Annotated in this window: 25 protein-coding genes and 1 pseudogene; 9 read left to right on the top strand and 17 right to left on the bottom strand. The window is 71.1% G+C overall.

Annotated elements, in window-relative coordinates; all coding sequences use genetic code 11:
* Positions 1 to 58: 58 nt before the first annotated feature.
* From ACWIHT_RS15195 to ACWIHT_RS15205, 3 genes are all read right to left on the bottom strand, one after another.
* The gene (locus ACWIHT_RS15195; protein ID WP_456168225.1) at positions 59 to 3,103 is read right to left on the bottom strand and encodes a M48 family metalloprotease; all 3,045 of its coding nucleotides are present in this window, start codon (positions 3,101 to 3,103) and stop codon (positions 59 to 61) included.
* On the bottom strand, positions 3,100 to 3,651 hold the full coding sequence (locus ACWIHT_RS15200) for a hypothetical protein (RefSeq protein ID WP_456168227.1): 552 nt from the start codon (positions 3,649 to 3,651) through the stop codon (positions 3,100 to 3,102). The genes ACWIHT_RS15195 and ACWIHT_RS15200 overlap by 4 nt, the downstream gene beginning before the upstream one ends.
* 164 nt (positions 3,652 to 3,815) lie before the next feature.
* A complete protein-coding gene (locus ACWIHT_RS15205) occupies positions 3,816 to 4,358 on the bottom strand; it encodes an EF-hand domain-containing protein (RefSeq protein WP_456168229.1) in 543 nt (180 codons plus the stop codon).
* A gap of 438 nt (positions 4,359 to 4,796) precedes the next feature.
* Between ACWIHT_RS15205 and ACWIHT_RS15210 the strand changes: the two genes are divergently transcribed.
* Positions 4,797 to 5,699, top strand: a complete 903-nt coding sequence (locus tag ACWIHT_RS15210; RefSeq protein WP_456168231.1) for an NAD-dependent protein deacetylase — start codon at positions 4,797 to 4,799, stop codon at positions 5,697 to 5,699.
* A gap of 167 nt (positions 5,700 to 5,866) precedes the next feature.
* Here ACWIHT_RS15210 and ACWIHT_RS15215 read toward each other — a convergent pair whose 3' ends face one another.
* The 3 genes from ACWIHT_RS15215 to ACWIHT_RS15225 all read right to left on the bottom strand — a co-directional run bounded on the left by ACWIHT_RS15215 (position 5,867) and on the right by ACWIHT_RS15225 (position 7,858).
* Positions 5,867 to 6,682: an SAM-dependent methyltransferase gene (locus tag ACWIHT_RS15215; protein ID WP_456168233.1), complete on the bottom strand. Its 816-nt coding sequence runs from the start codon at positions 6,680 to 6,682 to the stop codon at positions 5,867 to 5,869.
* A gap of 62 nt (positions 6,683 to 6,744) precedes the next feature.
* Positions 6,745 to 6,981, bottom strand: coding sequence for a DUF397 domain-containing protein (locus tag ACWIHT_RS15220; protein WP_456168235.1), 237 nt, complete (start codon positions 6,979 to 6,981; stop codon positions 6,745 to 6,747).
* A gap of 1 nt (position 6,982) precedes the next feature.
* Entirely contained in the window at positions 6,983 to 7,858 is an 876-nt protein-coding gene (locus ACWIHT_RS15225) for a helix-turn-helix domain-containing protein (protein WP_456168237.1), read from the bottom strand.
* Positions 7,859 to 8,361: 503 nt separating this feature from the next.
* On the opposite strand from ACWIHT_RS15225, the gene ACWIHT_RS15230 reads away from it, so the two are divergent.
* The 4 genes from ACWIHT_RS15230 (at position 8,362) to ACWIHT_RS15245 (ending at position 10,406) form a co-directional block, all read left to right on the top strand.
* Positions 8,362 to 8,709, top strand: a complete 348-nt coding sequence (locus ACWIHT_RS15230; protein ID WP_456168239.1) for an ATP-binding protein — start codon at positions 8,362 to 8,364, stop codon at positions 8,707 to 8,709.
* Between the two features lie 172 nt (positions 8,710 to 8,881).
* Positions 8,882 to 9,253, top strand: a complete 372-nt coding sequence (locus ACWIHT_RS15235; RefSeq protein WP_456168241.1) for a hypothetical protein — start codon at positions 8,882 to 8,884, stop codon at positions 9,251 to 9,253.
* Positions 9,254 to 9,266: 13 nt separating this feature from the next.
* Positions 9,267 to 9,497: a hypothetical protein gene (locus ACWIHT_RS15240; RefSeq protein ID WP_456168243.1), complete on the top strand. Its 231-nt coding sequence runs from the start codon at positions 9,267 to 9,269 to the stop codon at positions 9,495 to 9,497.
* A gap of 162 nt (positions 9,498 to 9,659) precedes the next feature.
* A complete protein-coding gene (locus ACWIHT_RS15245) occupies positions 9,660 to 10,406 on the top strand; it encodes a phosphotransferase family protein (protein WP_456168245.1) in 747 nt (248 codons plus the stop codon).
* A gap of 42 nt (positions 10,407 to 10,448) precedes the next feature.
* Here the strand turns inward: ACWIHT_RS15245 and ACWIHT_RS15250 are convergent, their stop codons facing one another.
* Positions 10,449 to 11,432 carry an aldo/keto reductase gene (locus tag ACWIHT_RS15250; RefSeq protein WP_456168247.1) on the bottom strand — a complete coding sequence of 328 codons (984 nt, stop codon included), beginning with the start codon at positions 11,430 to 11,432 and terminating at the stop codon, positions 10,449 to 10,451.
* Between the two features lie 193 nt (positions 11,433 to 11,625).
* Here ACWIHT_RS15250 and ACWIHT_RS15255 point away from each other — a divergent pair, with 193 nt between their 5' ends.
* The 3 genes from ACWIHT_RS15255 (at position 11,626) to ACWIHT_RS15265 (ending at position 15,067) form a co-directional block, all read left to right on the top strand.
* The gene (locus tag ACWIHT_RS15255) at positions 11,626 to 12,234 is read left to right on the top strand and encodes a TetR family transcriptional regulator (RefSeq protein WP_456168249.1); all 609 of its coding nucleotides are present in this window, start codon (positions 11,626 to 11,628) and stop codon (positions 12,232 to 12,234) included.
* 90 nt (positions 12,235 to 12,324) lie between these two features.
* On the top strand, positions 12,325 to 12,930 hold the full coding sequence (locus ACWIHT_RS15260) for a dihydrofolate reductase family protein (protein WP_456168251.1): 606 nt from the start codon (positions 12,325 to 12,327) through the stop codon (positions 12,928 to 12,930).
* 184 nt (positions 12,931 to 13,114) lie between these two features.
* Positions 13,115 to 15,067 carry a potassium transporter Kup gene (locus ACWIHT_RS15265; protein WP_456168253.1) on the top strand — a complete coding sequence of 651 codons (1,953 nt, stop codon included), beginning with the start codon at positions 13,115 to 13,117 and terminating at the stop codon, positions 15,065 to 15,067.
* 8 nt (positions 15,068 to 15,075) lie between these two features.
* Here the strand turns inward: ACWIHT_RS15265 and ACWIHT_RS15270 are convergent, their stop codons facing one another.
* The 3 genes from ACWIHT_RS15270 to ACWIHT_RS15280 form a co-directional block, all read right to left on the bottom strand.
* Positions 15,076 to 15,693 (bottom strand): FHA domain-containing protein, encoded by a 618-nt coding sequence (locus ACWIHT_RS15270; protein WP_456168255.1) that lies wholly within the window; start codon positions 15,691 to 15,693, stop codon positions 15,076 to 15,078.
* A 262-nt stretch (positions 15,694 to 15,955) separates the two neighbouring features.
* Positions 15,956 to 16,774 carry an alpha/beta fold hydrolase gene (locus ACWIHT_RS15275; protein WP_456168257.1) on the bottom strand — a complete coding sequence of 273 codons (819 nt, stop codon included), beginning with the start codon at positions 16,772 to 16,774 and terminating at the stop codon, positions 15,956 to 15,958.
* Positions 16,775 to 16,832: 58 nt separating this feature from the next.
* Positions 16,833 to 17,498 carry a DUF4097 family beta strand repeat-containing protein gene (locus ACWIHT_RS15280; protein WP_456168259.1) on the bottom strand — a complete coding sequence of 222 codons (666 nt, stop codon included), beginning with the start codon at positions 17,496 to 17,498 and terminating at the stop codon, positions 16,833 to 16,835.
* A gap of 244 nt (positions 17,499 to 17,742) precedes the next feature.
* Here ACWIHT_RS15280 and ACWIHT_RS15285 point away from each other — a divergent pair, with 244 nt between their 5' ends.
* Positions 17,743 to 18,534 (top strand): helix-turn-helix domain-containing protein, encoded by a 792-nt coding sequence (locus ACWIHT_RS15285; RefSeq protein WP_456168261.1) that lies wholly within the window; start codon positions 17,743 to 17,745, stop codon positions 18,532 to 18,534.
* Here the strand turns inward: ACWIHT_RS15285 and ACWIHT_RS15290 are convergent.
* The 7 genes and pseudogenes from ACWIHT_RS15290 to ACWIHT_RS15320 all read right to left on the bottom strand — a co-directional run bounded on the left by ACWIHT_RS15290 (position 18,527) and on the right by ACWIHT_RS15320 (position 24,759).
* Positions 18,527 to 19,489, bottom strand: a complete 963-nt coding sequence (locus ACWIHT_RS15290) for an alpha/beta hydrolase (protein WP_456168263.1) — start codon at positions 19,487 to 19,489, stop codon at positions 18,527 to 18,529. The genes ACWIHT_RS15285 and ACWIHT_RS15290 overlap by 8 nt on opposite strands.
* A gap of 73 nt (positions 19,490 to 19,562) precedes the next feature.
* A pseudogene (locus tag ACWIHT_RS15295) lies at positions 19,563 to 20,051 on the bottom strand (hypothetical protein).
* 115 nt (positions 20,052 to 20,166) lie between these two features.
* Positions 20,167 to 21,183 carry a cation diffusion facilitator family transporter gene (locus ACWIHT_RS15300; RefSeq protein WP_456168265.1) on the bottom strand — a complete coding sequence of 339 codons (1,017 nt, stop codon included), beginning with the start codon at positions 21,181 to 21,183 and terminating at the stop codon, positions 20,167 to 20,169.
* A gap of 160 nt (positions 21,184 to 21,343) precedes the next feature.
* Complete coding sequence (locus tag ACWIHT_RS15305) at positions 21,344 to 21,529, bottom strand: 2-hydroxymuconate tautomerase (RefSeq protein ID WP_456168267.1); 186 nt, start codon at positions 21,527 to 21,529, stop codon at positions 21,344 to 21,346.
* A 53-nt stretch (positions 21,530 to 21,582) separates the two neighbouring features.
* On the bottom strand, positions 21,583 to 22,734 hold the full coding sequence (solA, locus tag ACWIHT_RS15310) for an N-methyl-L-tryptophan oxidase (RefSeq protein ID WP_456168269.1): 1,152 nt from the start codon (positions 22,732 to 22,734) through the stop codon (positions 21,583 to 21,585).
* Entirely contained in the window at positions 22,731 to 23,399 is a 669-nt protein-coding gene (locus tag ACWIHT_RS15315) for an FMN-binding negative transcriptional regulator (protein ID WP_456168271.1), read from the bottom strand. The genes solA and ACWIHT_RS15315 overlap by 4 nt, the downstream gene beginning before the upstream one ends.
* Positions 23,400 to 23,460: 61 nt before the next feature.
* Positions 23,461 to 24,759 carry a lysine N(6)-hydroxylase/L-ornithine N(5)-oxygenase family protein gene (locus ACWIHT_RS15320; RefSeq protein ID WP_456168273.1) on the bottom strand — a complete coding sequence of 433 codons (1,299 nt, stop codon included), beginning with the start codon at positions 24,757 to 24,759 and terminating at the stop codon, positions 23,461 to 23,463.
* Between the last annotated feature and the right edge of the window lie 101 nt (positions 24,760 to 24,860).

Consider the following 24,860-nt stretch of genomic DNA (forward strand, 5'->3'; position numbering starts at 1 on the left):
GCGCCGCGGCGCGGGCGTCCGATCCGACCACCGGGTTTCGCGGAGGGCGGGGCCGGGGTCAGTTCCGTTCCGAGGGCAGCCGGGTGAGTGTCACCTCGTAGGGGAAGTCGGTCGTTTGGGACGTCGGCGTCAGATGAACGGCCTTGTCCGCGCAGCGGTAGCGATCGGGGGAGAAGGACGCGGTGCGCTTTTCGCGGACGACGTAGGTCTCGCCCACGCGGAGACTGAGTTCGCCGGGGCGGCGTACGGCCGAACCGTAGTAGCCGATCTCGCCGTCGGCCGTGCGGTACCGGGTGGTGACGCTGCCGCTTGTCCGAAGAACCACGGGGCGGCCGTGGAGAGTCGCCGTCTCCGAGACGCCCTCGCCGTGGTCGACGATCAGGGTGCCGTCGGGCCGGAACGTCCAGGTGCCGCCCTCGCCGGTCAGCCACACGTTGCCTCCGTCGACGCGTAGACGTTGCCTGGCCGGGAACGCGCGCCAACTGCCCAGGAGACAGGGGTCGTTGTTCAGGACTGTTGAGCCTGAGGTGTCCTGGCGGTTTGTCGGGGGCTGTGCGACCACCGCGGGGGCGGCGGGTCGCCAGATGAGGTAGTCCTGTGGGATCCCCGCGGCCGCGCCCGCGAGCGGAAGCGCCGCCAGGAGTCCGAGCATCGGCGACAGGAGCACCGGGCGGCGGGCGGTCCCGCGTGCGGTGTCCGTCGTCCCACCGTCCGACGGTCGTCGGCGGTGGGACGACAGTGCCGCGACACCGGCGCCGAGCAGTCCTGCGGGTACCGCGGCGACCACTCCCCAGGCGACGACCTCGTGCAGATGGAAGGCCGCGTCGGCATCGGGCAGGAACACCCGCGCGCCGCAGACGTCCGGAGCGACGCCGGTGACGGCGACGCACAGGGAGGTGCCGCGGCCGACGTAGAAGCCCAGAGTGCCGAGGACCGCGGTCACGGTCACGGCCAGCGGAACCAGCACGGGGCGCGGCCCGCGGCAGACGAGAGCGGTCCCCGCCGCCGCCGCTGCCGCCTGGAGCAGGGCGGTGACCGCCAGGTAGGTGCTCGCGTGCACGACGGAGAACGGCAGGGTCCCGAGGACGGCCGACGGGTCGGCGACCCGGCGGACCTCGGGCGGCAGCGCGCCCCGGGCGGCGAAGGGCAGGGCGATTCCGGCCGCGACCGCCGCGAGGCCCGCGACCGCGCCGACCGCCAGAGCCCTGCCGATGCCTTCGGTCGCGGCGAGGGACCCGCGCCGACGGCGGGTCAGCAGCAGCGGGACGGCCCAGACGAGGACGAGTCCGACGGGCAGGAAGGGGGTGGCACGGACGAGGACGAGGGGGACGTAGAAGTAGGCGTCGGCGAGGTCGCCGGTGAGAGCGGTGTACCAGCCGATCGTCCGGCCCACGGCCGGTACCGCGTGCAGGGGCGTGCCAGTGAGGTCGGCCGGGTCCAGTCGGCGGCTGTTCCAGAGGGCCAGGAGCGGTCCCCAGACGGCTCCGGCGGTGACGACGATCGCGCGTGGGCGCGGCCCGCGTGGCACGCCCGACTCCTCCGGGGAGACACGGCGGTGCACCGACCGCGTCCACAGGGCGAGCGCGAGCAGGATCGCGAGCTGGACGAGACCGATCAGCGCGTACTGGCCGAGGGTCGGATCGACCACCGTCAGGTCGGCCGTTCCCAGCGAGATCTTCCCGCTGCACACCATGCCGACCGTGAGCGCGGCCGGCAGGACGACGACGTCCCACCGGGAACGCCGCGCCTCCGGGTCAACCGGCGTGCGGCGGCCCGCCGTTGCGACCAGCGCCGAGGCCAGCGTCGACGTGACGACGACACCGACGGGCAACGCGAGCACCGTCAGACCTACCGTGACGAAGCGCCCCGTGACACTCCCCGTCAGCAGGGCGAGATTGTGGAGGGCCAGACCGGCCAGCAGTCCGATTCCGGCCATCTCCCAGGCGCCGGTGCGCAGCAGCCGTACGGGATCGAGCATCGCCGCCACCCGTTGACCGGGACTGGGATGGGTCCCGGTACGAACTGTCCAGCCCGTCCAGCCCGTCCAGCCCGTCCATCCGGTCGGCACCCACCGCCACATTGCACGCGTGCGCGGCCAGGGCAGGCCGGTGACCATCCGGGGGAGGGAGCCGCGGGTGAAGTCCCAGGAGTGGGCGACCGCGTCGGCGTGCAGTTCCCGTGCGCGCAGGATCATGTTCCTGGCCAGGTAGGCGGTGATGCTCAGCACTACGAGGGCGACCAGTCGGTACGTCAGCTTCTCCCCGCGGTCCGTCGGGTCGTCCGCGGCTCCGGCCGCCAGCAGCGCGCGGGGATATACGGACAGCAGCACGCAGGGTATGAGCGCTGTCGCGACGAAGGACCACCAGAGCGCGACCGTCAGATAGGTGCGGCCGACATCGCGATGGCGATGGTGGGCCAGTTCGTGTCCGACGACGGCGCGGAAGCCGTCCCGGTCGAGGTCGTAGCGGACCAGCAGCCCTACGTCGAGACAGATCCGGGGACGTCCCGGTAGACCGTACGCCCGGCCGCCCGTCGTGGTCGCGTAGGGATCGACCAGCCAGAGGGGAAGCCGGGACAACCCGGTCGCGCGGGCCAGGGAGTCCAGTTCCTCCAGTACGTCGGCGTTCTCGTCGCCGGTCAGCCGGACCTTCCTGGACCATCGCGGCAGCCGGACACTCCCGGCCGGCTGCCGCCTGAGCCCCGGCCACCAGGGGTGGAGCGCGTACAGAAGGACGGCGACGGCCGCTTCGACCATGAGCCCGATCGCGATGCACCCGGCCTCGTGCAGGACGTACGGTCGCTCGCACGCGTTGGCCATCGTGATCTGCGCGTTCAGACGGTCACCCTGCTCCAGGATCCAGGCGGTCGCCGGATCGATCCGGGCCAAGCAGGGACGGACCCGGTCCCGCGAGAGGCGCTCGGAGGACGGCAGCGCGGCGCACACCACACCGAACGCCACGACACTGGACGCCAGCACCGCGCCCACCAGGACCGCGAACCGCAGGTCCGTCCTGGCCCGCAGCGGCCGCTCCGGCACCGCGACAGGATCGGGCGGGACCTCGCGGGGAGCCATGTCTTCGAAGACCCCGACACGTTCGGTCACCGCGGCGGCTCCCCGGTCAGCCCGTCACCCACCACCGCCGCGGCCATGAGTTCCGCTCTGTCCTGCGGCATGCCACCGTGGCGAACCAGCGTGCGCAGCACGATCCGCCGTACCTCGCGCCACTGTTCGGGATCCAGTCGCACCCCCTCGGTCGGTTCTCCCGCCGAGCCGGCATCCCGCGCTCCCTCCTCCGCGGAGCCGTCGGCGGGCGGGCACGTGAACATCCTGCGGATCAGACCCCGTGACGCGCCGACCGCCTTGTCGCCCAGATACGCCCCCACCGCGGACGCCGCCGCCAGGAACACGGGGGTCAGCAACTGCTCCGCCTCCGGCCCACCGAACCCGAGAGGCCCGCTCCCGCGCGCGTCGGTGCCGGGCGTCAGCGCCTGCTTCGGATCACTGAAGTAGGCCGCGCACAGCATGTCGAACGCCCGGCGTTCGGCGGCGACCCGTTCCGGTGCCACATCGGCGGCCCGATCGAGCATTCCCCGTGCCGCTTCCGCCACGTCCGCCGCTTCGGAGTCGTACACCTGACGCGATGTCTTCACGCCGTCCCCCAGACCAGAGTCACCATGAGATGCCGCGGACGCGTCCCTGACGTGCGGGCCGTCCGCTCAGCTCTTTCGGTGCCTGACCGTAGGGGAATTGCGGGAGAGTGCCGTGAATATTGGTAAATGGTGGGTGATGTGCCTCGGGGTGATGTAAGGGGTTCTCACCCGGCGGCGATCGGGCCGCACATCAGGTTGCCGGGCTCGGTGGGGTCGTCGCTGATCCAGAACTGGGTCCACAGCGCGGCGAACTCGGGGCGGCTGAGGTAGCCGTCGGCGTCGTGGTCGAGCCGGTCGAAGGCACCGCCGGTCGCCACGGGCCGTCCGTGCCAGGTGTCGACGAGACGCTGGTGCTCGCCGCGCGAGATGCGTCCGTCGGCGTTCTCGTCGACCGCGTCGAAGATGGTGTCGGCGGTGGCGGTGACGGCCTCGGGGATGGTCGGCAGCAGGTCCACCATGGCGAGGAGGTCGTCGAGGTCGATCCGGCCGTCCCGGTCCGTGTCCACGCTCTCCGCCAGTTGCCGCCACCAGCCCTTCAGTACGCCGTCCACGCGCGCGGCCAGTTCCGAGCCCTCTCTCACGCGCGGCAGTCGGCCCCAGCGGTCCGCCAGGGCCACGAAGTCCGCCTCCTCCAGATAGCCGTTGCCGTCCGCGTCGAACGCCTCGAACATGGCCCGGAGCTTGGTCCGTTGGAACTCGCTGGACATCACATGCCTCCCCACTCGCGGTACTGAGGTCATCCGCGGTATTGGGGAGATGCTTTCCGCGGTCGGTCGCCCGGCAACGGCGCTCGCGCTCACCGCGGCGGGTGTCCGCGCGCCCGCGCGCCTGCCGGGTGCGCTGGGCGCTGGTTTGCCTGCGGGGGACGGCGGGCGGTTCCCCGGCGACCGTCCGTCCGTGTTCGTCGGGAGCCGCCGTCAATTCCGTACCTGCGGTACTGAGGTCATCCGCGGTATTGGGGAGATGCTTTCCGCGGTCGGTCGCCCGGCAACGGCGCTCGCGCTCACCGCGGCGGGTGTCCGCGCGCCCGCGCGCCTGCCGGGTGCGTCGGGCGCCGGTTTGCCTGCGGGGGACGGCGGACGGTTCCCCGGCGACCGTCCGTCCGTGTCCGTCGGGAGCCGTCGTCGATTCCGTACCCTTGCGGCATGCGCATGCGTCCCACCCTGAGCTGGACCCCCGCGGCGGCGGACCTGCTGCCGGGTACCACCGACCTGGCGCCGGTCGTCGACGCGCTGAGCGCCGGTGGTGTGCTGGTGCTCAGTGGGGCGGGCATCTCCACGGAGTCGGGCATCCCCGACTACCGCGGCGAGGGCGGGAGCCTGAGCCGGCACACCCCGATGACCTACCAGGACTTCACCGGGAGCCTGCGGGCGCGGCGCCGGTACTGGGCGCGCGGCCACCTCGGCTGGCGCACCTTCGGGCGGGCCCGCCCCAACGCGGGACACCTGGCGGTGGCCGCTCTCGCCCGTGATCCCGCCCGCGTCTCGGGCGTGATCACCCAGAACGTCGACGGCCTGCACCAGGCCGCAGGCAGTGAGGACGTCGTGGAACTCCACGGCGGCCTGGACCGGGTCGTGTGCCTCTCCTGCCGTGCCATCAGCCCGCGCCGTGAACTCGCCCGGCGTCTGGAGGCCGAGAACCCGGGCTTCGACCCGGTCGCCGCCGGGATCAACCCGGACGGTGACGCCGACCTCACCGACGCGCAGGTCGCGGACTTCCGTGTCGTGCCGTGCGCCGACTGCGGGGGCGTCCTCAAACCGGACGTGGTGTTCTTCGGCGAGTCGGTCCCGCCGCAGCGCGTCGAGCACTGCCGGCGGCTGGTCCGCGAGTCGTCCGCGCTGCTGGTCCTCGGCTCCTCGCTGACGGTGATGTCCGGACTGCGGTTCGTCCGTCAGGCGGCGCAGGAGGGCAAGCCGGTACTGATCGTCAACCGGGACCCCACCCGGGGCGACCCGCACGCCTGCACCCGGGTCGCGCTGCCGCTGGGAACGGCCCTGACGACCGTCGCCGACCGGCTCGGCATCCCGGTCGGCGGGCCGCCGGGCTGAGGAACAGGTCTAGATGACTGGCTGAGGGACGGATCTGCACTACGGCCTCGATACGAAGCCGGGTTCTCGGGGATCGGCGTCGAGGTGCGGGATCCTGGTCACGGGCCGACCAGTTGGGGCCGGTGTGTGCCGGGAACGGCCGTGCGGCCGCCCCGGCACCGAGAGGGTCACGGCTTGCGCGCGACCGCCCCGTACATCGCGATGTCCTCGTCGCGGATGTCCTGCTCGCCCGTGCCGTCCGGGTGCCACTTGTGGACCTGGACGATGCCGGGTTCGACCAGCTCAAGCCCGTCGAAGAACTCGTGGGCCTCGTCGATGGTGCGCAGCCGCATCGGCATGTCGCGGGCCGCGTACTCGCGGGCGACGCGGCCCACCTCCTGCGGCGCGAACTCGGCGGTGCCGATCGACATCGCGAGGTAACTGCCCGAGGGGAGGGGCTCCAGCAGGCGCCGTACGACGCCCACCGCGTCGTCCGCGTCGAGCATGAAGTGCACGATGGCGATCACCGTCAGCGCCACCGGCCGGGAGAGGTCCAGGGTCTCGCGCAGCTCCGGCGCGTCGAGGATCGTGGACGGATCCCGGAAGTCGGCCTCGATGTACGAGGTCCGGCCCTCGGCCGTGCTGGAGAGCAGCCCCTGGGACAGGGTGAGGACGATGGGGTCGTTGTCGACGTAGACCACCCGTGACTCGGGAGCCACGTGCTGGGCGATCTCGTGCAGGTTCGGGGAGGTGGGGATGCCGGTGCCGACGTCCAGGAACTGGCGTACGCCCGCCTCCTCGGCGAGCCAGCGCACGGCCCGGTTCATCCAGTCGCGGTTGGCGCGCATGTGGATCGGGAGCGCGGGCCACTCCCGGGACATGGCGTCGCCCGCCTCCTTGTCGGCGGGGTAGTAGTCCTTCCCGCCCATGATGTAGTCGTAGATCCGCGCGGAGTGCGCGTGCTCGGTGTCGATGCGGTCGGCCGGCCATCCGTTGTCGGGCAACGCCGTGTCTCCCATGCGAGTCGTGGAGTTTCGGGATCAACGCTCAGTAAAACAAGGGCAGTTCAGAGGAGGAAGTCGGCGTCCCCCGCCTTCACGCCCGCCACGAAGCTGGTCATCTCGCGGGGTGTGAAAACCAGCGCCGGGCCGTCGGGGTCGGTCGACTGACGTACGGCGACGCGTCCGTCGTCGAGCTTCTTCACTTCCACACAGGCGCCACCGGCGTCGTCGCTCCACGGCTTGGTCCAGCCGCGGGCGCCCAGGTTCCGGGACGGTATGCCGTTGCGTATGTGGTGGTGCACGTCAGAGCTCCTTGCGAATCGCACCGAGGAGGGCCTCGGTCTTGCGGGCGGGCGCCGCCTGGGCACCCAGCCGGTCCAGGGCCTCGCGGTACACCACGACGTCGTCGCTCTTGTCCAGGTAGACAGCGCCCACCAGGCCGTTGAGATAGACGACGTCGGGCAGTTCGGGGGCCCGGAACCGGAAGAGGTGGAACGCCCCGGCGCGCATGGCCGGGTGCGGGCCGTTGGCGAACGGCATGATCTGCAACGTCACTTGGGGCAGCCGGTTGACCTCGATCAGGTGGTCGACCTGGGCGCGCATCACCTCGGCACCCCCGACCGGCCACCGCAGCACCGTCTCGTCCATCACGACCCACACCCGCGGCGGCGCCTCGCGGGTCAGCAGTTCCTGGCGGCGCATGCGCAGGGCGACCCGGCGCTCCGTGGCCTCGGTGGGGGCGTGCGGGTTGCCCGCGCCGAGCAGGGCCCGTGCGTACTCCTCGGTCTGCAACAGCCCGTGCACGAACTCGTTCTCGTAGGCGCGGACCTGCAACGCCGCCTGTTCCAGGCTCAGATACGCGGCGAACCAGTCCGGCATGACATCGCGGTACGTGTGCCACCAGCCGCGCTTGCTGGCCTCGCGGACCGACTTCAGGAAGGTGTCGATCTCCTGACGGTCCGTCACCCCGTAGACCTGGAGCAGCTTTTCGGCGTCCGCCAGGCGCAGCCGGGCCACCTTGGCGGCCTCCATGCGGCGGATCGTGGAGTGGCTGACACCGATCGCGGCGCCCGCCTCCTCGTACGTGAGCCCCGCGCGGGTCCGCAGTTCCTCCAGCTGGCGGCCGAGGATCATGCGCAGGACGGAGGGGACTCCGCCCCAGTCGGTCTCTGCGGTCACGGTCTACCTCCCTTGCGCCTCCAGCTCCGGGCGGCAGTCTGGCAGGGTTTCGCTCTTCACAGACACTTTCGATCACTTCCTGGCGGAAGCAGCATGCACTTCGCGAGATGCAATTTTCAACTTGCCGGTTGCGATGCGTTGTTGGCAGGTGTCACAGTAAGCACGTCGTCACAGCTCGTCCAAGAGCGAGACGGCGCAGCCCAGTTGGGGGAAAGGGCTGCGACCTGCGTTGGCCCGGCCGGGTCGCCAACCGCGCCTCGTGCGCGGCCGGTCGGCCCGACACCGGCACCGCCCAGGGTGCGAAGGCACACGAAAGGCGTACGGCGATGGCTCCGCCCTCTTTTCCCCAGCCGCTGGACCGACCTCCCGGAGGCGGGCGTCCTGGCCGACTCCCTGGGCCCCAAGGCCCCGGCCGGCTCGTCTCCGGGAACCAACACCCCCGCCACAGCCATCTGTTCGGCCTGCCGGCGACTCCGGCGTCGGTCGGTCCGGCCCGTAGAACCGTGGACGAACTGCTCATCGCGTGGGGCGTCCGCGAAGCCGTCCGGGACAACGCTGTCGTCGTGACCTCCGAACTCGTCACCAACGCGCTCACGCACTCCGCGAGCGACTGGATCGTCTGCGAGGTGCGGATCGCGGACGGAGTCCTCCGGATCGAGGTCGAGGACCAGAACCGCGGTTCCACCCTCCCGGTACCCGGTCGGCCCGGCCCCGACGACCAGGGCGGGCGCGGTCTCCTGCTCGTCACGGCGCTCAGCAGCGACTGGGGCACGGCGGACGTCCCGCACCGGTCCGGGCGGATCGTCTGGGCCGAACTCGCCACGGACGGCGGCAGACCCACCCCGCCCTGACGTCCGCCCGAGCCTCCCCGCCCGGCCCATCCCCACAACCGGCCGAAGGGTCCCCCATGTACCGATCGCGCAGCCGCGGCCCCATCCCGTCCCCCTCCGAGCCCCCGGCTCCCCTCCGCCCCCGAATCCCGCCGAACCACCGACGCACGACCGCGTCCGCCCCGGACGCCTGGTGATCCCCGCGCCGTTACGCGCGAGCCTCGGCTACGACGCCGTGGGCATGCCCCGGGAACACGGGGAACGCATCCTGGACCGTCTGCAACGCGTCGGCTGCATCTTCGCCGACGCCCGGCGCTGGTGGTGGATCGTGCCGGCCGGTTCGCACATCGGCGTCATCTGGCCGCCGTCCATCAGCTACGCGATCGGCGCCCAGGTGGCCGACCCCTCCTGGACGAGCACCCGCCCGAAACCGGGCCGTGAGCATCCCCGGCTGATCCATTCCCCCGAGACCGGGCAGCCCTACACCCCGCCGATACCCTTGTACTTCCTCACCTGCCGCGTCGCCGGCAGCACTCCCCTCTGGTCCCTGGACGGGGCGAACTGACCTGCCACTCCGTATGAACGAGGGGTTCGACGAGCAGGCGCTCCGAAAGCTGGAGGAGGAGATCGACCGCTGCGGAACGGCATGGAGAGAAGCGACCCACGTACCGAAGCGCGCGGCGTTGATCCTCGCCGAACTCCACCCGTCGATCGAGGCCTGCGCCTGGCTCTACGAAGGGGACATGCGTCAGCGGATCCAGGAGGCGGGGGTGAGGGTGTCCGAGGCGGTGATCGCCGCTCTGGACTGAGCGCCTTCCTCTCGGCCACATGCACCAGGGCGACCGCCGCGCGCTCTCCTACGACACCGCCACCGGCCGCTCGACCGGCACGAGCACGCACTGTGCCTCAACCGCGTCTGGAACTCCCGGAGTAGTCGTCAGCTCGTCTACGCCCCGGAATACTGGTCGCCCATGGATGAGGTTGATGTCGTCGTCGCCCATTCCGAGCGCGCCACCCTGCGCGTCGGTGACATGTTCCTGAAGGTGGACGCCGATCAGGCGCGCATCGACAACGAGGTCGAGGCGCTGTCCCTCGTGCCGGTCCCGACGCCGCGGGTCCTGTGGCACATGCCGCATGTGCTCGCGATCGCCGCACTCCCGGGGGCCACGCTCGGGCGCCTCGGCGGGCCGGCGACCGGGTCGCCGGCGGCGTGGGCCGCGGCGGGCGCCGCCATCCGGAAACTGCACGACGCGCCCCTGCCGCCCCGACCCGGCGGGGCCGGCCGGAACATCGACGCGCTGGCGGCGGAACTCGACACCGAGTGCGAGTCCCTCGTGACGAACGGCGTCCTGCCCGCCGACCTGGTCACCCGCAACCGCGAGGTCGCCGAGTCCGCGCTCCGGCCGTGGACTCCGGCGTTCACCCACGGCGACCTCCAGATCGCACACGTCTTCGTCGACGGCGACGAGGTCACCGGCATCATCGACTGGTCCGAGGCGGGCCGGGGCGACCCCCTGTACGACCTCGCCACGTTCACGCTCGGACACGAGGACCGCCTCGCCGACGTCCTCGCCGGCTACGGCACCGACATCGACCTCGACGTGATCCGCGGGTGGTGGTCCGTGCGCAGCCTGCTGGTGGTTCGCTGGCTGACCGAGCACGGCTTCGACCCGTTCGCACCGGGCTGCGAGGTCGACGTACTGAGATCCCGGATGTGAGTCCGCCCGGGCCCTTCCGACAGGGCCCGGGCGGGAGCGGGGTCAGATCCAGTTGGGTACGTGGCCCTCGGTGTAGCGGGCGCCGAAGCCGCCGTAGGGCAGGATCGCGTCGATGGACGCGAGGTCGGCCTCGGTCAGGGTGATGTCGGCGGCGCCGGCGTTCTCCTCGATGCGCTTCGGGCTGCGGGTGCCGGGGATGGGCACGACGTTCTCGCCGCGGGTGAGCAGCCAGGCCAGGGCCAGTTGGGAGACGGTGATGCCCTTGATCACGGCCAGGTCGGAGAGGCGGTCGACGGCCTCGGTGTTCTTCTCGAAGTTGCCCGGGGCCCAGCGCGGGTCGGAGTTGCGCATGTCGGTGGGGTCGTACGAGCCGGCGGGCTTCGCGGTGCCGGTGATGAAGCCGCGGCCCAGCGGGGAGTAGGCGACGAAGCCGATGCCGAGTTCGTCGAGGACCGGGAGGAGCTGCTCCACGTCCCGTTCGAAGAGCGAGTACTCGGTCTGGAGGACGGACACCGGTTGTACGGCGTGGGCGCGGCGGATGGTCTCCGGGCCGGCCTCGCTCAGACCGAAGTACTTCACCTTGCCGGCGTCGATGAGTTCCTTGACGGTGCCGGCCACGTCCTCGATGGGCACCTCGGGGTCGACGCGGTGCTGGTAGAGGACGTCGATGCGGTCGGTGCCGAGGTGACGCAGGCTGTCGTCGGTGACCTTGCGGATGTTCTCGGGGCGGCTGTTCAGGCCGAAACCCTGAGACAGGTCGGACAGGTCGAAGCCGAACTTCGTGGCCAGGACCACGTCGTCGCGGAAGTCCTTGACCGCCTTGCCGAGCAGGATCTCGTTGGAGCCGGTGCCCCAGCCGTAGAGCTCGGCGGTGTCGAAGAAGGTGACGCCCAGGTCGTGGGCGCGCTGGACGGCCGCGACGCCCTCCCGCTCGTCGCCGGGGCCGTAGGCCATCGTCAGGCCCATCGCGCCGTAGCCGATCGCCGAGACCTCCAGGCCCTGGCCGCCGAGTGTCCGGTGCTGCATGACGTACTCCTCAAGTCGAAAACGTCGAAAACGTCGAGAAAGTTGGGAGAGCCGACAAAGTCGGAAGAGTTGGAAAGGTTGGGGAAGGTTGGGGAAGGTTGGAACGCGGGTCAAACCAAAATGTTTGCTTTGACCGTACGCCCTGGAGACGCCCTTCGCCAAACAGACCTTTTTGGCCAGGTAGCCTTGCGGCATGGTTCCTTCGTCCGACGCAGACTCGACCCGTGACCGCATCGTCGCCGCGGCCAGGGCCGAGTTCGCCCGGTACGGAATCGCCGGCGCGCGGATCACCCGCATCGCCAAGGCCGCGAGGACCAGCTCGGAACGCCTCTACGCGTACTTCCGCAGCAAGGAGGCCCTCTACGGTTTCGTCGCCGAGCGGGAGATGGCCGCGGTGTCCGAGGCGACCCGCCTGGACCCCACCGACCTGCCCGAATACGCGGGCCGGGTGCACGACTACTTCCAGCGCCACCCCGACCGCTGCCGACTGATGACCTGGGGCCGGATGGAACTGGCGGGCACCGCCGCCGACACCGCCTTCACCGACACCGTCCGTCACAAGGCCGAGCAGCTGCGCAAGGCCCAGGACGCCGGCCACCTCGATCCCGTCTGGGATCCCATCGACATCCTCGTCTTCGTCAACCAGATCGCCATGGCCTGGTCCGGCCAGCTCGACCTCGTGGACGCGGCCGGCGACCAGGTCCGCGACCCCTCCCCGGCCGCCCGGCGCGCAGCCGTCGTCACGGCGGTCCAGCGGCTCTTTCCCGCCAGTGCCGACACCTCGGGCGGCAGCGGGATCTAGCTCCTCCCGGTGGCCTTGTCGGCGGTCTCGCACCGATGAGTCTTCGGGGGTCGCGCGGTCTACCCGTCGACGAGACGAAGGGAGCGCACCATGCGCGAGATCATCGTTTGCACGTTCCTGACGCTGGACGGCGTCATGCAGGCGCCGGGCGGCCGGGCCGAGGACGCCGAGAGCGGCTTCGAGCACGGCGGCTGGCAGAAACCGGTGTCCGACGACGAGGTCGGCGCGGCCGTCGCCGGCTGGTACGAGCACTCCGACGCGATGCTGCTGGGCCGCAAGACGTACGACATCTTCGCGTCGTACTGGCCGACCGCCGATCCCGCCAACCCGTTCACCGACCGGATGAACGGCATGCACAAGTACGTGGCGTCCCGGAGCCTGACGTCCGTCGAGTGGCAGAACTCCACGCTGCTGGAGGGCGACATCGTCGATGCCGTACGCGAGTTGAAGGCGTCCGACGGCGGCCCGATCAACGTCGTCGGCAGCGGCGACCTCGCCCAGACCCTCATTCGGCACGGGCTCGTCGACGAGTACCGGCTGACCATCCACCCGGTGATCATCGGCACCGGCAAGCGGCTGTTCGCCGACGGAACGATCCCCACCGCGCTGGAGCCGGTCAGCGTCTCGACGACGAAGAGCGGCACCGTCGTCGGTGTCTACCGGCCGAACGGCGGGCCCGGCCACGACAGTTACTAGGCGCAGCACGGCACGGACCGGGCGATTCACGCGGATGACCCGTCGGCCGTGGCCCCGCCCGGCGGTACGACACGATGGGAGGGGGAGCGGACCACACCTGCGGGGGTTCGCGCCGGGGTATCGGTAGTGTCCGCCCCGACGCACCGGGCCCGCGGCACCGCGGTCCGCGACGAGGAGGATCACCATGGCGGACGGCCGGCAGGGGACGGAGACGGCCCCCTCGGGGGCTCATCACGGGAGCGGCCGGGACGCGGTACGGCTCGCGGTGGTGATCGGTGCTCTCGGCGTCGTCTTCGGCGACATCGGGACCAGCCCGATCTACACCCTCCAGACCGTGTTCAGCCCGAGCGACCCGCATCCGGTCCCGGTCAGCACCCAGAACGTGTACGGGGTGGTGTCGCTGGTGTTCTGGTCGGTGGTCGTCATCGTCACGGTCACCTATGTGCTGCTGGCGATGCGCGCCGACAACGAGGGCGAGGGCGGCATCATGGCCCTGATCACCCTGCTGCGACGGTGGAGTTCACAGCACGGCGGGCGAACTGCCCTCGTCCTGACCGGACTTGGCATCTTCGGCGCCTCGCTGTTCTTCGGCGACAGCATGATCACGCCGGCGATCTCCGTGCTGTCGGCGGTCGAGGGGCTCAAGGTCGTCGAGCCGTCGCTGGACGACGCGGTCGTGCCGATCACCGCGGTGATCATCGTGGTGCTGTTCCTGGTGCAGCGGCGCGGAACCGCCGCGGTGGGCCGGGTGTTCGGACCGATCATGATCCTCTGGTTCACGGCCATCGGCGCCTGCGGTGTCGTCGGCATCGCCGACCACCCGGCCATCCTCCGCGCGCTGTGGCCGAGTTACGCGCTGGGCTTCCTCTTCGGCCACTTCGGCACCGCCTTCTTCGCGCTCGCCGCGGTCGTGCTCGCGGTCACCGGCGCGGAGGCCCTCTACGCGGACATGGGCCACTTCGGCCGCCGGGCCATCACCCGTGCCTGGCTGTTCCTCGTCTTCCCCGCCTGCGTCCTGAGCTACTTCGGCCAGGGCGCCCTGATCCTCGACGACCCGGACAACATCAGCAGCCCGTTCTTCCTCCTTGTGCCCCACTGGGGACGCTGGCCGATGGTCCTGCTCGCCACGGCGGCCACGGTCATCGCCTCCCAGGCGGTCATCACCGGCGCGTACTCGGTCGCCTCGCAGGCGGCTCAGCTCGGCTATCTGCCGAGGCTGCGGATCGCGCACACCTCCGAGTCCACCATCGGCCAGATCTACGTCCCCTGGATCAACTGGCTGCTGATGGTCTCGGTCCTCACCCTGGTCTTCGCGTTCCGCAGTTCGGCGGCGCTGGCCTTCGCGTTCGGCATGGCCGTCACCGGCACCATCACCATCACCACCCTGCTGTTCTTCTACGTCGCCCGCGCGAAATGGGGCACTCCCAAGTGGCTCATCGTCACCGGCGCGACCCTGCTGCTCTCCGTCGACCTGCTGTTCGTGGCGGCCAACCTGACCAAGCTCGTCCACGGCGCGTGGCTGCCGCTGCTGATCGGCATCACCGCGTTCACCGTCATGACGACCTGGCAGCGCGGCCGTGAGGTCGTCACCGCCGAACGGGCCGAGCACGAGGGGTCGTTGCGTGAGTTCGTCGACCAACTCCGCAGCGGGGAACGGCCGGTGCTCCAGGTCCCCGGCACGGCGGTGTTCCTCAACCGGGGCAAGCAGACGGCGCCGCTCGCCATGCGGGCCAACGTGGAACGCAACCATGTGCGGCACGAACAGGTCGTGATCCTCTCCATCGAGACCGAACCCGTGCCCCGCGTCCCGGTCGACCGGCGGATCGTCGTCGACGGCCTCGGCTACGCCGACGACGGCATCGTCCATGTCACCGCCCGCTTCGGCTACATGGAGACACCGGACGTGCCCGGCACGCTTGCGCTCCTCGAACCGGCCGACACGGAGGGGCCGTTGCTGCTCGACGACGCGTCGTACTTCCTGTCGACGATCGAGCTCCGGCGCGGCCCGGCACCGACGATGGCGCCCTGGCGCAAACGGCTCTTCATCGCCACCTCCCACATCACCGCCGACGCCGCCGAGCACTTCGGACTGCCCCGCGACCGTACGGTCATCATGGGCTGGCACATCGAGGTGTAGCGGCGGGGTCAGTCCCGGTGGACGGTGATCGTCGTCCAGAGTCCGACGTGGACGCGGTCACCGTCCCTCAACGGCACCGGTACATAGGGCGGGACGGAGTCGTCGGCGTCGTTCACCGTGGTGCCGTTGGTGGAGCCCTTGTCGACGAGGGACCAGGTGAAGTCCGGTTGCCGCACGAGGAGGGCGTGTTCGTGGGACACGCCCGGGTCCCCGGGACCGCTCTCCAAGTCGATGGAAGGGACCTCGCCCGTGGACCGATGGCGACGGCCGATCGTCATCACGCCGCGGGTGAGCGGGATGTAGAGGTCGGGGGAGTGGGCGGGGACGTACAGGCCCTGGTCCTCGGGCTCGCTGCGCGCCATCACCCTGGCGAAGTAGTCGTGGTCGACACGGACGGTCGCGGTCCAGGTCGCCTCGGTGGCGCCGCGGCCGACCCGGGTGACGAAGTCGTAGCGGCAGCCTTCGCAGAACCGGGCGAGGTCGGCGCGGGGCGATCCGCAGTCGGGACAGAGTTCGGCGGACGGCGCGGGCGCCGCGAGCGGCGTGGGTGCGGCGGACATGCGGTGGCCGCACACCTCGCACCAGTCGTCGGTCTCGGACCGGTGACCATTCGGACAGTTCGACATGCCGTCCATTCTCTTCGCCCCGCCGCGCGGCAGGGGAGAGACCGTGACGACCCGCGGGCGGCCGGGGGGCCACGGCCGGGCACCCCGGGGAACCGCCTCCGGCACCGGACCGTGGCCGCGCGGGCCGCTCCGCGCAGCCGCCACTGGGCCCATGTGCCCGCCCGGCCGCGCCGTCCTCGGACTTCGGGCTTCGGACCGCGGCCACGCTTCGACGAGTTCCGGTGAGGTGCGTGAGCGGGGGCGCCCCGGAGACTCGTGCTCGTCAGAGTCCGTCGCGGTCGAGGGCGGCGACCTCGCGTACGGCGTCGGCGACGGCCGGGGCGTCCTTCTTGAGGATCGCGTCGTGGTTGCTGGCGACCTTCGCGCTGATCTTGATGTTCGCGTTCCGGGCGACCACTCCGTCGAGGCTGGCGCGGATCCGTTCCTGCTCGTCGCCCTTGCTTCCGAGGGACGCCCCCGAAGCGACCACATAGCGCGCCGGGACGGTGATGCCGTCCAGGACGGGGCCCAACTCCCGCTCGCGGGCGATCCTGCCGAGCTCGATGTTGCTCTCCGCCATCTGACCGGCGTTCATCCGCGGGGTCAGGCCCGTCGGGCGCAGCAGCGGCATGAACAGGTTCAAGCGCCGGAAGGTCTTCCGGATCCGCAACTCCATGGCCTCGTCCAGCCAGTCGTGCGGCTGGGCGCCGTCGACCAGGACCGCGCCCAGGGCGCGTTCGGGATTGCGGGCGGCCCAGTGCGCCGCGACGAACGCCCCGTAGGACCAGCCCACCACCAGCGCCCGTGCCACGCCCCGGGCCGCGAGGACGGCGTCGACATCGCGGACGGCGGCCTCGAAGGAGTAGTCCGCGGAGCGCTTCGATTTTCTGCCGCGGGCCCGCTCGTCGTAGGTGATGTGCCGCCACTCCGTGCCCAGTTCGGCGATGACCCGCCCCCAGTAACCCTGGGTGGCGAACTGGCCGTTGAGGTAGAGCACGGGGATTCCGCTGCCACCGGTGTCGGTGACGGCCAGGGCCGTGTCGTCGACCGGCACCATGCCGGTCCACGTCGAACCGGTCGAGGAAGTGCTGTTCTTCGCCATGATCTGTTCCTCCTGGTCGCGTGAGGGTTTCTGGTACGGCTTTGCGGCTCGTGGTGCTTCAGAGGCTGCGGGCGGTGATGTCGCCGCGGGAGGTGGTGGCGCGGATGTCGAGTGCGGTGGTGCCGTCGTTCTTGAGGGAGTTGCCGACGCGGCCGTAGCCGGTGTCGGCGTCCAGGGCGGCCGAGACGCCGGCGGCGGCGCCGACCGAGATGTCACCGGACCGGGTGCGCAGTACGACCGTGCCGCGTACGGCCTCGGCGATCCGGATGTCGCCCCGCGTGGTGCTGATCTCGGCGGGGCCGCCCAGCCGGCCGACCTCGACGTCGCCGTCGACCGCGGTGAGGCGGACGCCCGCGGCCTCGTCGATCTTGATCCGGCGGTACGCGCCCTCGAAGGCGACGTCACCGAGGCGTCCGACGCCACGCAGCTCGGCACCGGCGGCCGTGCCCTCGACACGGGAGCCGGCGGGCAGCTGGACCGTGACCTCCAGGGATCCCGAGGGGCCGGAGAGCTTGTTGTCGGAGGCCTGGGTCGTGATGCGCAGAACGCCGTCGGCGTAGGCGACCTCCGTCCGCTCGGCGGTCTTGGTGTCGCGGCTCTTGGACGGGTCGGCGGGCAGGACCTCGACGGTGGTGTCGGCGCGTTCCGCGGCGATGAACTGGACGCGTCCGGCGGGGATGTCCAGGACGACGGAGATCGGGGCGGTGGTGTCGAACTTCTGCATCGTGTACTCCGGGTGTCGGTGTCGGTTCGTTGTTTCTGACACCGGAAACGCTACGTTGCCTTTCATGATGTGGCAACGTACTCGTTGCGCGGAATCTATATGTGTGCAGGTCGGAGCTTAGATATCGTTGCAACGGACTTGTGGATAATGCAACGACGGTAAGTCGTTCATTGCAATGGATGAAAAGTGAACGCTATGGTGAGGAGATCAGGGACCGCCACGAACGATCACCGAGGAGACCGCGATGCCGGGAGGCAGGCTCACCCAGCAGGAACGTCAGCAGATCGCGCTGGGACTGGCCGACAGCCTCCCCTACGCCGAGATCGCCCGCCGCCTCGACCGTCCCACCTCGACGATCACACGCGAGGTGATGCGCAACGGCGGACCCACCACCTACCGCGCCGACCTGGCCCACCGCGCCACGGAACGCCGCGCCCACCGGCGCAAGCACACCCCGCCCCCGGGACAGGGAGCGCCGGTGCGGGACCGCGGGCGCGACGACGAGGCCGTGCGCGAGTACGAGGAGGCGTTCACCACGCTCCTGATGCAACAGGGCCTGCCCAGGATGTCGGCTCGGGTGCTGACCTGCCTCTTCATCGCCGACGCGGGGAGCCTCACCGCGGCCGAACTCGTCCAGCGCCTCCAGGTCAGCGCGGCGTCCGTCTCCAAGGCGATCTCGTTCCTCGAAGAGCAGGGCCTCGTCAGTCGGTCACGCGACGACCGCCGCCGCGAGCGCTACTACGTCGACGACGACGTCTGGTACCAGTCGACCATCGCCAGCGCCCGCGGCACCGCCCAGGTCGCCGCGATCGCCCGCCGGGGCGTCGGTGTCCTCGGCCGCGACAGCCCGGCCGCCGCCCGCCTGGAGAACATCGCCCGGTTCAGCGACTTCATCAGCGAGAGCATCCTCCGCGCGGCGGAGCAGGTCCGCGAAGTCCTCTACACGAAGCCCGAGAGCCGGGGCGACACCGGTGACCCCACCCCGGCCGACGCGGATCGCGGACAGGCGGCCGCCGCCCGACGAGGCGTCAGCTGAAGCGGACGTCGGCGAGCAGGTCGGTGACGTCCGCGAAGACCCTCTCTCCCGCTGCCGCGGCGGTCGGCGAGAGGGTGTCGAGGGTGAGGAATCCGTGGACCATCCCGGCCTCGCGGCGATGTCGGACCGGAACGTCCGCGGCGGCCAGCCGGGCGGCGTAGGCATCGCCCTCGTCCCGAAGCGGATCGTGCTCGGCGGTGACGACGACGGCGGGCGGCAGCCCGCCGAGGTCCACGGCGTGCAGCGGGCTGACCTCGGGGTCGGCGCGCCGGGCCGGATCGGGGACCCATTGTTCGGCGCCCCACGCCACGTCGTCGGTCGCCAGGCCCCAGCCCGTGCCCTTCGACCGGGTACTGGGACAGGAGAGCGTCAGATCGGTGTTGGGGTACAGCAGAACCTGGGCGGCCGGCAGCGGTCCGCCCTCATCACGCAGGCGCAGACAGGCGAGCGCGGCGAGATTGCCGCCAGAACTGTCACCCATGACGACGAGCGGACCCGCGCCCCCGCCCCCGACCCCGGGGACTTCGCCCGCCGCCGCCCACCGGATCGCGTCCACGCAGTCGTCGACAGCGGCCGGCCACGGGTCCTCCGGAGCCCGCCGGAAGTCGACGCTCAGCACGGCCGTCCCGGCACCGAGCACCAGTCGTCTGCATGCCCGGTCGTGCGACTCCAGATCGCCGATCGTCCACATCCCGCCATGCAGGAACACCACGAGGGGCCCGCCCTTCGCCGAGGGCCGGTAGAGGCGGGCCCCCACGGCAGCCGAACCGACCGTCAGATCCTCGACGTGGGCGACCTCGGGCCCCGGCGGCCGGGCTGCGGCACGCAGTCGCTGCGCGCGACGCAACTCCGCCGCGCCCACGACCCGGGCGGGAGGCCCGGGATCCTGACGAACCGCCTTGACGAAAGCGGTCAGTTGGGTATCGGCGAGCGGAGCGTCGATCGGTTCGGCCATGCGGGCCAGGATGCCATCGTGATCCGTACGAGCCCTCGACCGCGTCGGACCGTGGCCCGCCGCCGGGTCCCGGTCAGACACAGCACGCGCGGCCCGCCCGACAGCCGCACGGGTCCACCTCGGCCTCAACTGGCGGTACGGCGACGGAAGTTGGAGCGCAGTACCTCTGGCCCCGCCAGGCGTCGCGGCCCTCCTTGACCGCGACGGCCGCGATCGCCGGCCCCGACGAAAGCACGTACGGAATCCACGGCCACGTAGAGCGCCAGGGCGAAGAACGAGAGGGCGACGATCCGCGGCGCCCGGGCCTCCCGGCCTCGCGCACCGCGTGGTCGGCCGTGGCGAACTGCCAGGCGACCGCCGCCGAGGACACCTCCACGACGGAGTCGAGTCCGAAGCCGATGAGCGCGTTCGACGACGCGGCGGTCCCGGCCGTCAGGGCGACGACCGCCTCGACGACGTTGTACGCGATGGTCGCGTCCACCAACAGCCTTATGCGGCGGGCCAGTTGGTCGCGGCGCAGCAGGGCCGGGCCCGGCGGGGTCAGGGGTGTCCCGGCGCTCATCAGCAGCAGCCCTTCGCGTCGGCGGCCGGGCAGGTGCGGTCGCTCTCCACCGCCGGCACCGCCGTCCGTGGGTCCCGCAACGCGTGTCGCGCAGACGCGCCAGGTGGTCGGCCGGTCAGTGGTCGTGTGGGCCGGGGCGGTGGACGGGGCCGTGGGCGTCGTCGCAGTGCGTGTCCCGGTCGTCGGTGGTGGCGCTGGTGATCTGGAGCAGGTCCGGGGAGTCCTCGCCCAGGTGGTCGACCTGCAACGTGGCATGGCTGATGCGGTAGTCCTCCAGGAGCATCTTCTGGAGGCCGCGGCGCACGGCGTGGCAGTCGCCGCCCGGCTCCACCAGGACGTGGGCGGAGAGGGCGCTCTGGCCGGAGGTGATCGTCCAGACGTGCAGGTCGTGCACCTCGACCACGGTGTCCTGCGCGGCCAGGCGGTCACCGACAGCGTCGGGGTCGATCCCGGCGGGCGCGGCTTCGAGGAAGATCCGTCCGGAGTCGCGGACCAGGCCGTAGCCGGCCTTGAGCATCAGGACCACCACGAACAGGGAGGCGATCGCGTCCGCGCGGGCGAAGCCGGTGGTGAGGACGACGGCTCCGGCGACGGCGGTCGCGATGAAGCCGAACAGGTCGGTGAGGATGTGCTGGTAGGTGCCCTCGACGTTCAGCGAGGTGCGGTTGGCCCTGGAGATGCACCAGGTGGCCACGAGGTTGACCGCCACTCCGACCAGGGCGGTGACCAGGACCAGGCCGCCGGTGACCTCCGGCGGGGAGACGAGGCGACGTACCGCCTCGTAGGCCAGCCAGATGGAGAGCAGGAGCAGGGTCAGGCCGTTGGCCTGTGCGGACAGGATCTCCACGCGTTTGAGGCCGTAGGTGAAGTGCCCCTTCGCCGGGCGGGCCGCCAGGCGCATCGCGACCAGTGCCAGCACGATGGAGGCGACGTCGGTGAGCATGTGCGCGGCGTCCGAGATCAGCGCCAGGGAGTTGGCGGCCACCCCGACCACGACCTCGGCGAGCATGAACACGCTGATCAGCGTCAGGGCGATCGTCAGCCAGCGCCGGTCGGCGTCCGCGGACACTCCGTGGGAGTGACCGGAATGACCACCACCGCTCTCGTGGTCGTGGTCGTGGTGGTCGGACACGGGGGCTCCCAGGGTCGCTGTCGTGCGTCGGCGGAGGGCAAGTCAACCGCGCCCCGGAGGGTTTCACCAAAGCCTGCAATGAGCACCGTTACCACTGTCACCTGCGGCGATGCCGGGGCGGCTGTCCGCGCCCCGGCGGCTACGGCGTGACAGGTCGCGGCTAGAGGCGGGAGTACATGGTCCCGCCGAGCGCCCAGTGCTCGCGGTCGACCTCTTCGATGATCACCCAGACGTCCTCCTGCTTGGCGTCGCAGGTGCGGACGATCGCCTCGGTCACCTCCTTGACGAGGGCTTCCTTCTGGTCGGAGGTGCGACCGGGGAACATCTGCACGCGGATCATGGGCATGTGGTTCTCCTCAAGGGGGTTGGGGATCGGCGGGTCGACCTGACATGTACCGGTCACGTGTCCGCGTCGGTCAGGCGGCGCGGGTCGAACAGCGAGATGTCGTGGGTGCTGGCGCCCTCCGTGGCCAGCTGCGCGATCACGTCGCCGAGCGCAGGCGCGAACTTGAAGGCGTGGCCCGAGGTGCCGGCGGCGACGGTGATCCGGTCGCTCTGGGCCGACGGGCCGATGATGAACCCCAGGTCGGGCGAGTTGTCGTACATGCAGACGCGGCTGCGCAGGTAGCGGCCGGGCAGGGCCGGGATCCGCTTGGCCAGGAACTCCCGCACGGCCTCGACGTCCCGTGTGCTGACGTGGCGGTCGAGGGAGTCCGGGTCCGCGAGATCGCCGCCGCTGTGGATGCCCGCCTTGACGCCGCCGGAGGGGCCGTCGACGGCCGGGTGGCCGTAGCCGACCGTGCCGTTCTCGGCCTCCCAGATCCAGTACGGTTGACGGCCGGTGTAGAAGTCCTCGGCCCGTGAGATCGGGTCGAACCAGAGCATCACCTTCCGCAGGACCTTGATGTGCGGCCGGAGTTCGGGGAGCAGCTGCGGGGCCCAGGCGCCGGCCGCGACCACCAGGCGGTCGGCCTCGTACACGCCGGTCTCCGTGCGCACCCGCACACCGCTGCCGGTGTCCGCGAAGTCCAGCACCTTCTCGTCGAACCGCAGGTCGGCGCCGTGCTCGCGGGCGAGGTCGAGGTGCGCGGTGACGACCTGCTCGGGACGCACGTAACCCGAGGACGGGTCCCACACGGCGACATCGCCAGGGCCGGGGTCGAACTCCGGGAAGCGCGAGCGGATCTCGTCGCTCTCCAGGTACTCGAACTCCAGGCCCGCCTCCCGGGCCGAGGCGAGCGCGGCGGGCACGAGCGCGCCGCCGACCGGGCCGACGCAGATCCCGCCGGTGCGGTGGAACAGCGTCTCGCCGCGGATCTCGCCGAGCTCGTCCCAGAGGTCGTAGGCGCGGTCGAGCAACGGGACGTACCCGGCGCCCATGAAGTACGCCTTCCAGACCCCGCGGCTCTCGCCGTGGCTCGCGCCGCGCGCGTGCGCGGGCCCGAACCGGTCGATGCCGATCACCCGGCTGCCGCGTGCCGCCAGGTGGTAGGCCGCGGCGCTGCCGAGCCCACCCAGGCCGACTATGAGGACATCAGCGGTCTCGGTCATGTTCTCTCCCACTCTCCGGTGGTGGCGGTCGGGGCGGCGGTCCTCATCAGGTGGCTGACCTCCTGGCGCAGCCCGACCGGGCTGGCGGCGAAGTGCGCGACCACCTTGTCCCTGGTGCGGTCGGCCTGTTCCTGGCTGAGTTTGAGCATCGTGTCGACCGACTCGACGGTGAACCGGAAGGCGCCGACGCCGTCGACGATCTTGTCGAAGTAGTCGAGCGACGGGCCCGGGTCCCAGCCGAGGCCGTGCTCGGCCTCGAAGGCCGCCACCGTCCAGCGCACCACGTCGAGCGCGTCCTCCCGGGCGGGCATCGGGTGGATCCGGCCCTGGACGTGGGTGGTGGCGAAGTTCCAGGTGGGGGCGGCCGGAGTCTGCTCGTAGACGGCGGCGGAGACATAGGCGTTCGCGCCCTGGAACACCAGGATCGCGTGCTGCCCCTCGGCCAGCCTCTCCCAGTGCGGGTTGGCCCGGTTGAGGTGGCCGTAGAGCGTGACGCCGCTGAGCGACTCGATCCCCTCGGGCTCGGCGGCCGGCGGGAAGATCACGGGCAGGTGCGTGGCGAGCGGTGCCGCGGGTCCGTTGCTCAGCAGCAGGGCCAGCGGGTACGCGCGGATCAGGCGGACGGCTTCGGCGTCCGGGGACTGGTAGATCTTGGGAACGTACATCTCGTGCGTCTCCTTTCTCCTGGGCGCCCGCCCGATCTCCCGGAAGCCTCCGGGAACCCGGTCATTGGGCGGACGCCGTGAGGACCTGGGCGGGAACCGCGGCCGTCACGGCCGCGAGGATCTCGCCGGCGCGCACCGCGGTGACCGAGAGCAGCGTCGAGGCCAGGCCGTGGGTGTGCTCCGTCGGGCCCTGAAGGTAGATCCCGGCGCGGATCCGGTCGGTGGTGACGAGCCGGTAGTCGCGGTCGAGGTGCGGGCGGGACCGGTCGTCCAGCTTGAGCTGGTCGGCCAACGAGCCGAGCAGGGTGAGCGGATCGGCCGGGCGGTACCCGGTGCCGAACACGACCGCGTCCGTCTCGAACTCGGTCAGCTCCCCGGTGGGCAGGTGTTCCACGACCAGCCGTACCGCGTCGGCCTCCTGCGACAGCGAGGCGAGCCGGCTGACGTTCATCATGACCAGCCGCGGCCGGGTGCCCCGCACCTGCTCCTGGTAGGACCGCGCGTACAGGTCCTGGATCAGTTCGAGGTCCACGACCGCGTAGTTGGTGTTGCGGTGGTAGTCGACCAGCCGGCGGCGGACGTGCTCGGGCGCCACGTAGTACTCGTCGACGGCGTCGGGGTCGAAGATCTGGTTCGCGAACGGGGAGTCGTCCGCCGGGCTGTACCCGTAGCGCCCGAACACGGCCCGCACCTCGGCCTCCGGGAACCTCCCGTGCAGGTGCGCCACCGCCTCGGCGGCGCTCTGCCCGGCACCGACGACGGTGAGGCTGCGCGGCGCGACGGACTCGAACTCCGGCAGCCGGTGCAGCAGTTCGGAGGTGTGCCAGACCCGGTCCGACCGTTCGACGCCGTCCGGCAGCCAGGGCCGCAGACCGGCGGCGATCACCACGTTCCGGGTGCGGTGCACCTCCTCGGCCCCGTCGCGGTGCACCACGACGTCGAGCAGGTCGACGGCCCCGTCCGGGCCGGACACCGGACGGATGTCCACCACCCGCGCGCCGTAGCGCACCAGGTGTCCGACCCGCTCGGCGCACCACGCGAGGTAGTCGTGGAACTCGATGCGCAGCGGGAACAGCGACTTCTGGTTGATGAACGCGGCGAGTCGGCCCCGGTCCCGCAGGTAGCACAGGTAGCTGTGCGGGCTGGTCGGATTCCGCATGGTGACCAGGTCCTTGAGGAACGAGACCTGCATCGTCGCCTCGTCCAGCAGCATTCCGGTGTGCCAGCCGAAGTCCGGCTGCCGCTCCAGGAACAACGCGTCGCACCCGGCGGTCGCGCCCGCTTCGTCCAGCGCGAGCGCGACGGCCAGGTTCGACGGTCCGAATCCGACGCCGACCAGGTCGAGCACCGTTTCCGGCATGGTGGGGCTCCTCTGACGAAGTGGAGAACGGGTTGCGTCCCGACGTGTGCGATGCCCCCGTGGACCGTCGTGCGGCCGGGGCCGGGCGGGACCGGATTCAT

This window comes from Streptomyces sp. NPDC002276 (assembly GCF_053891435.1).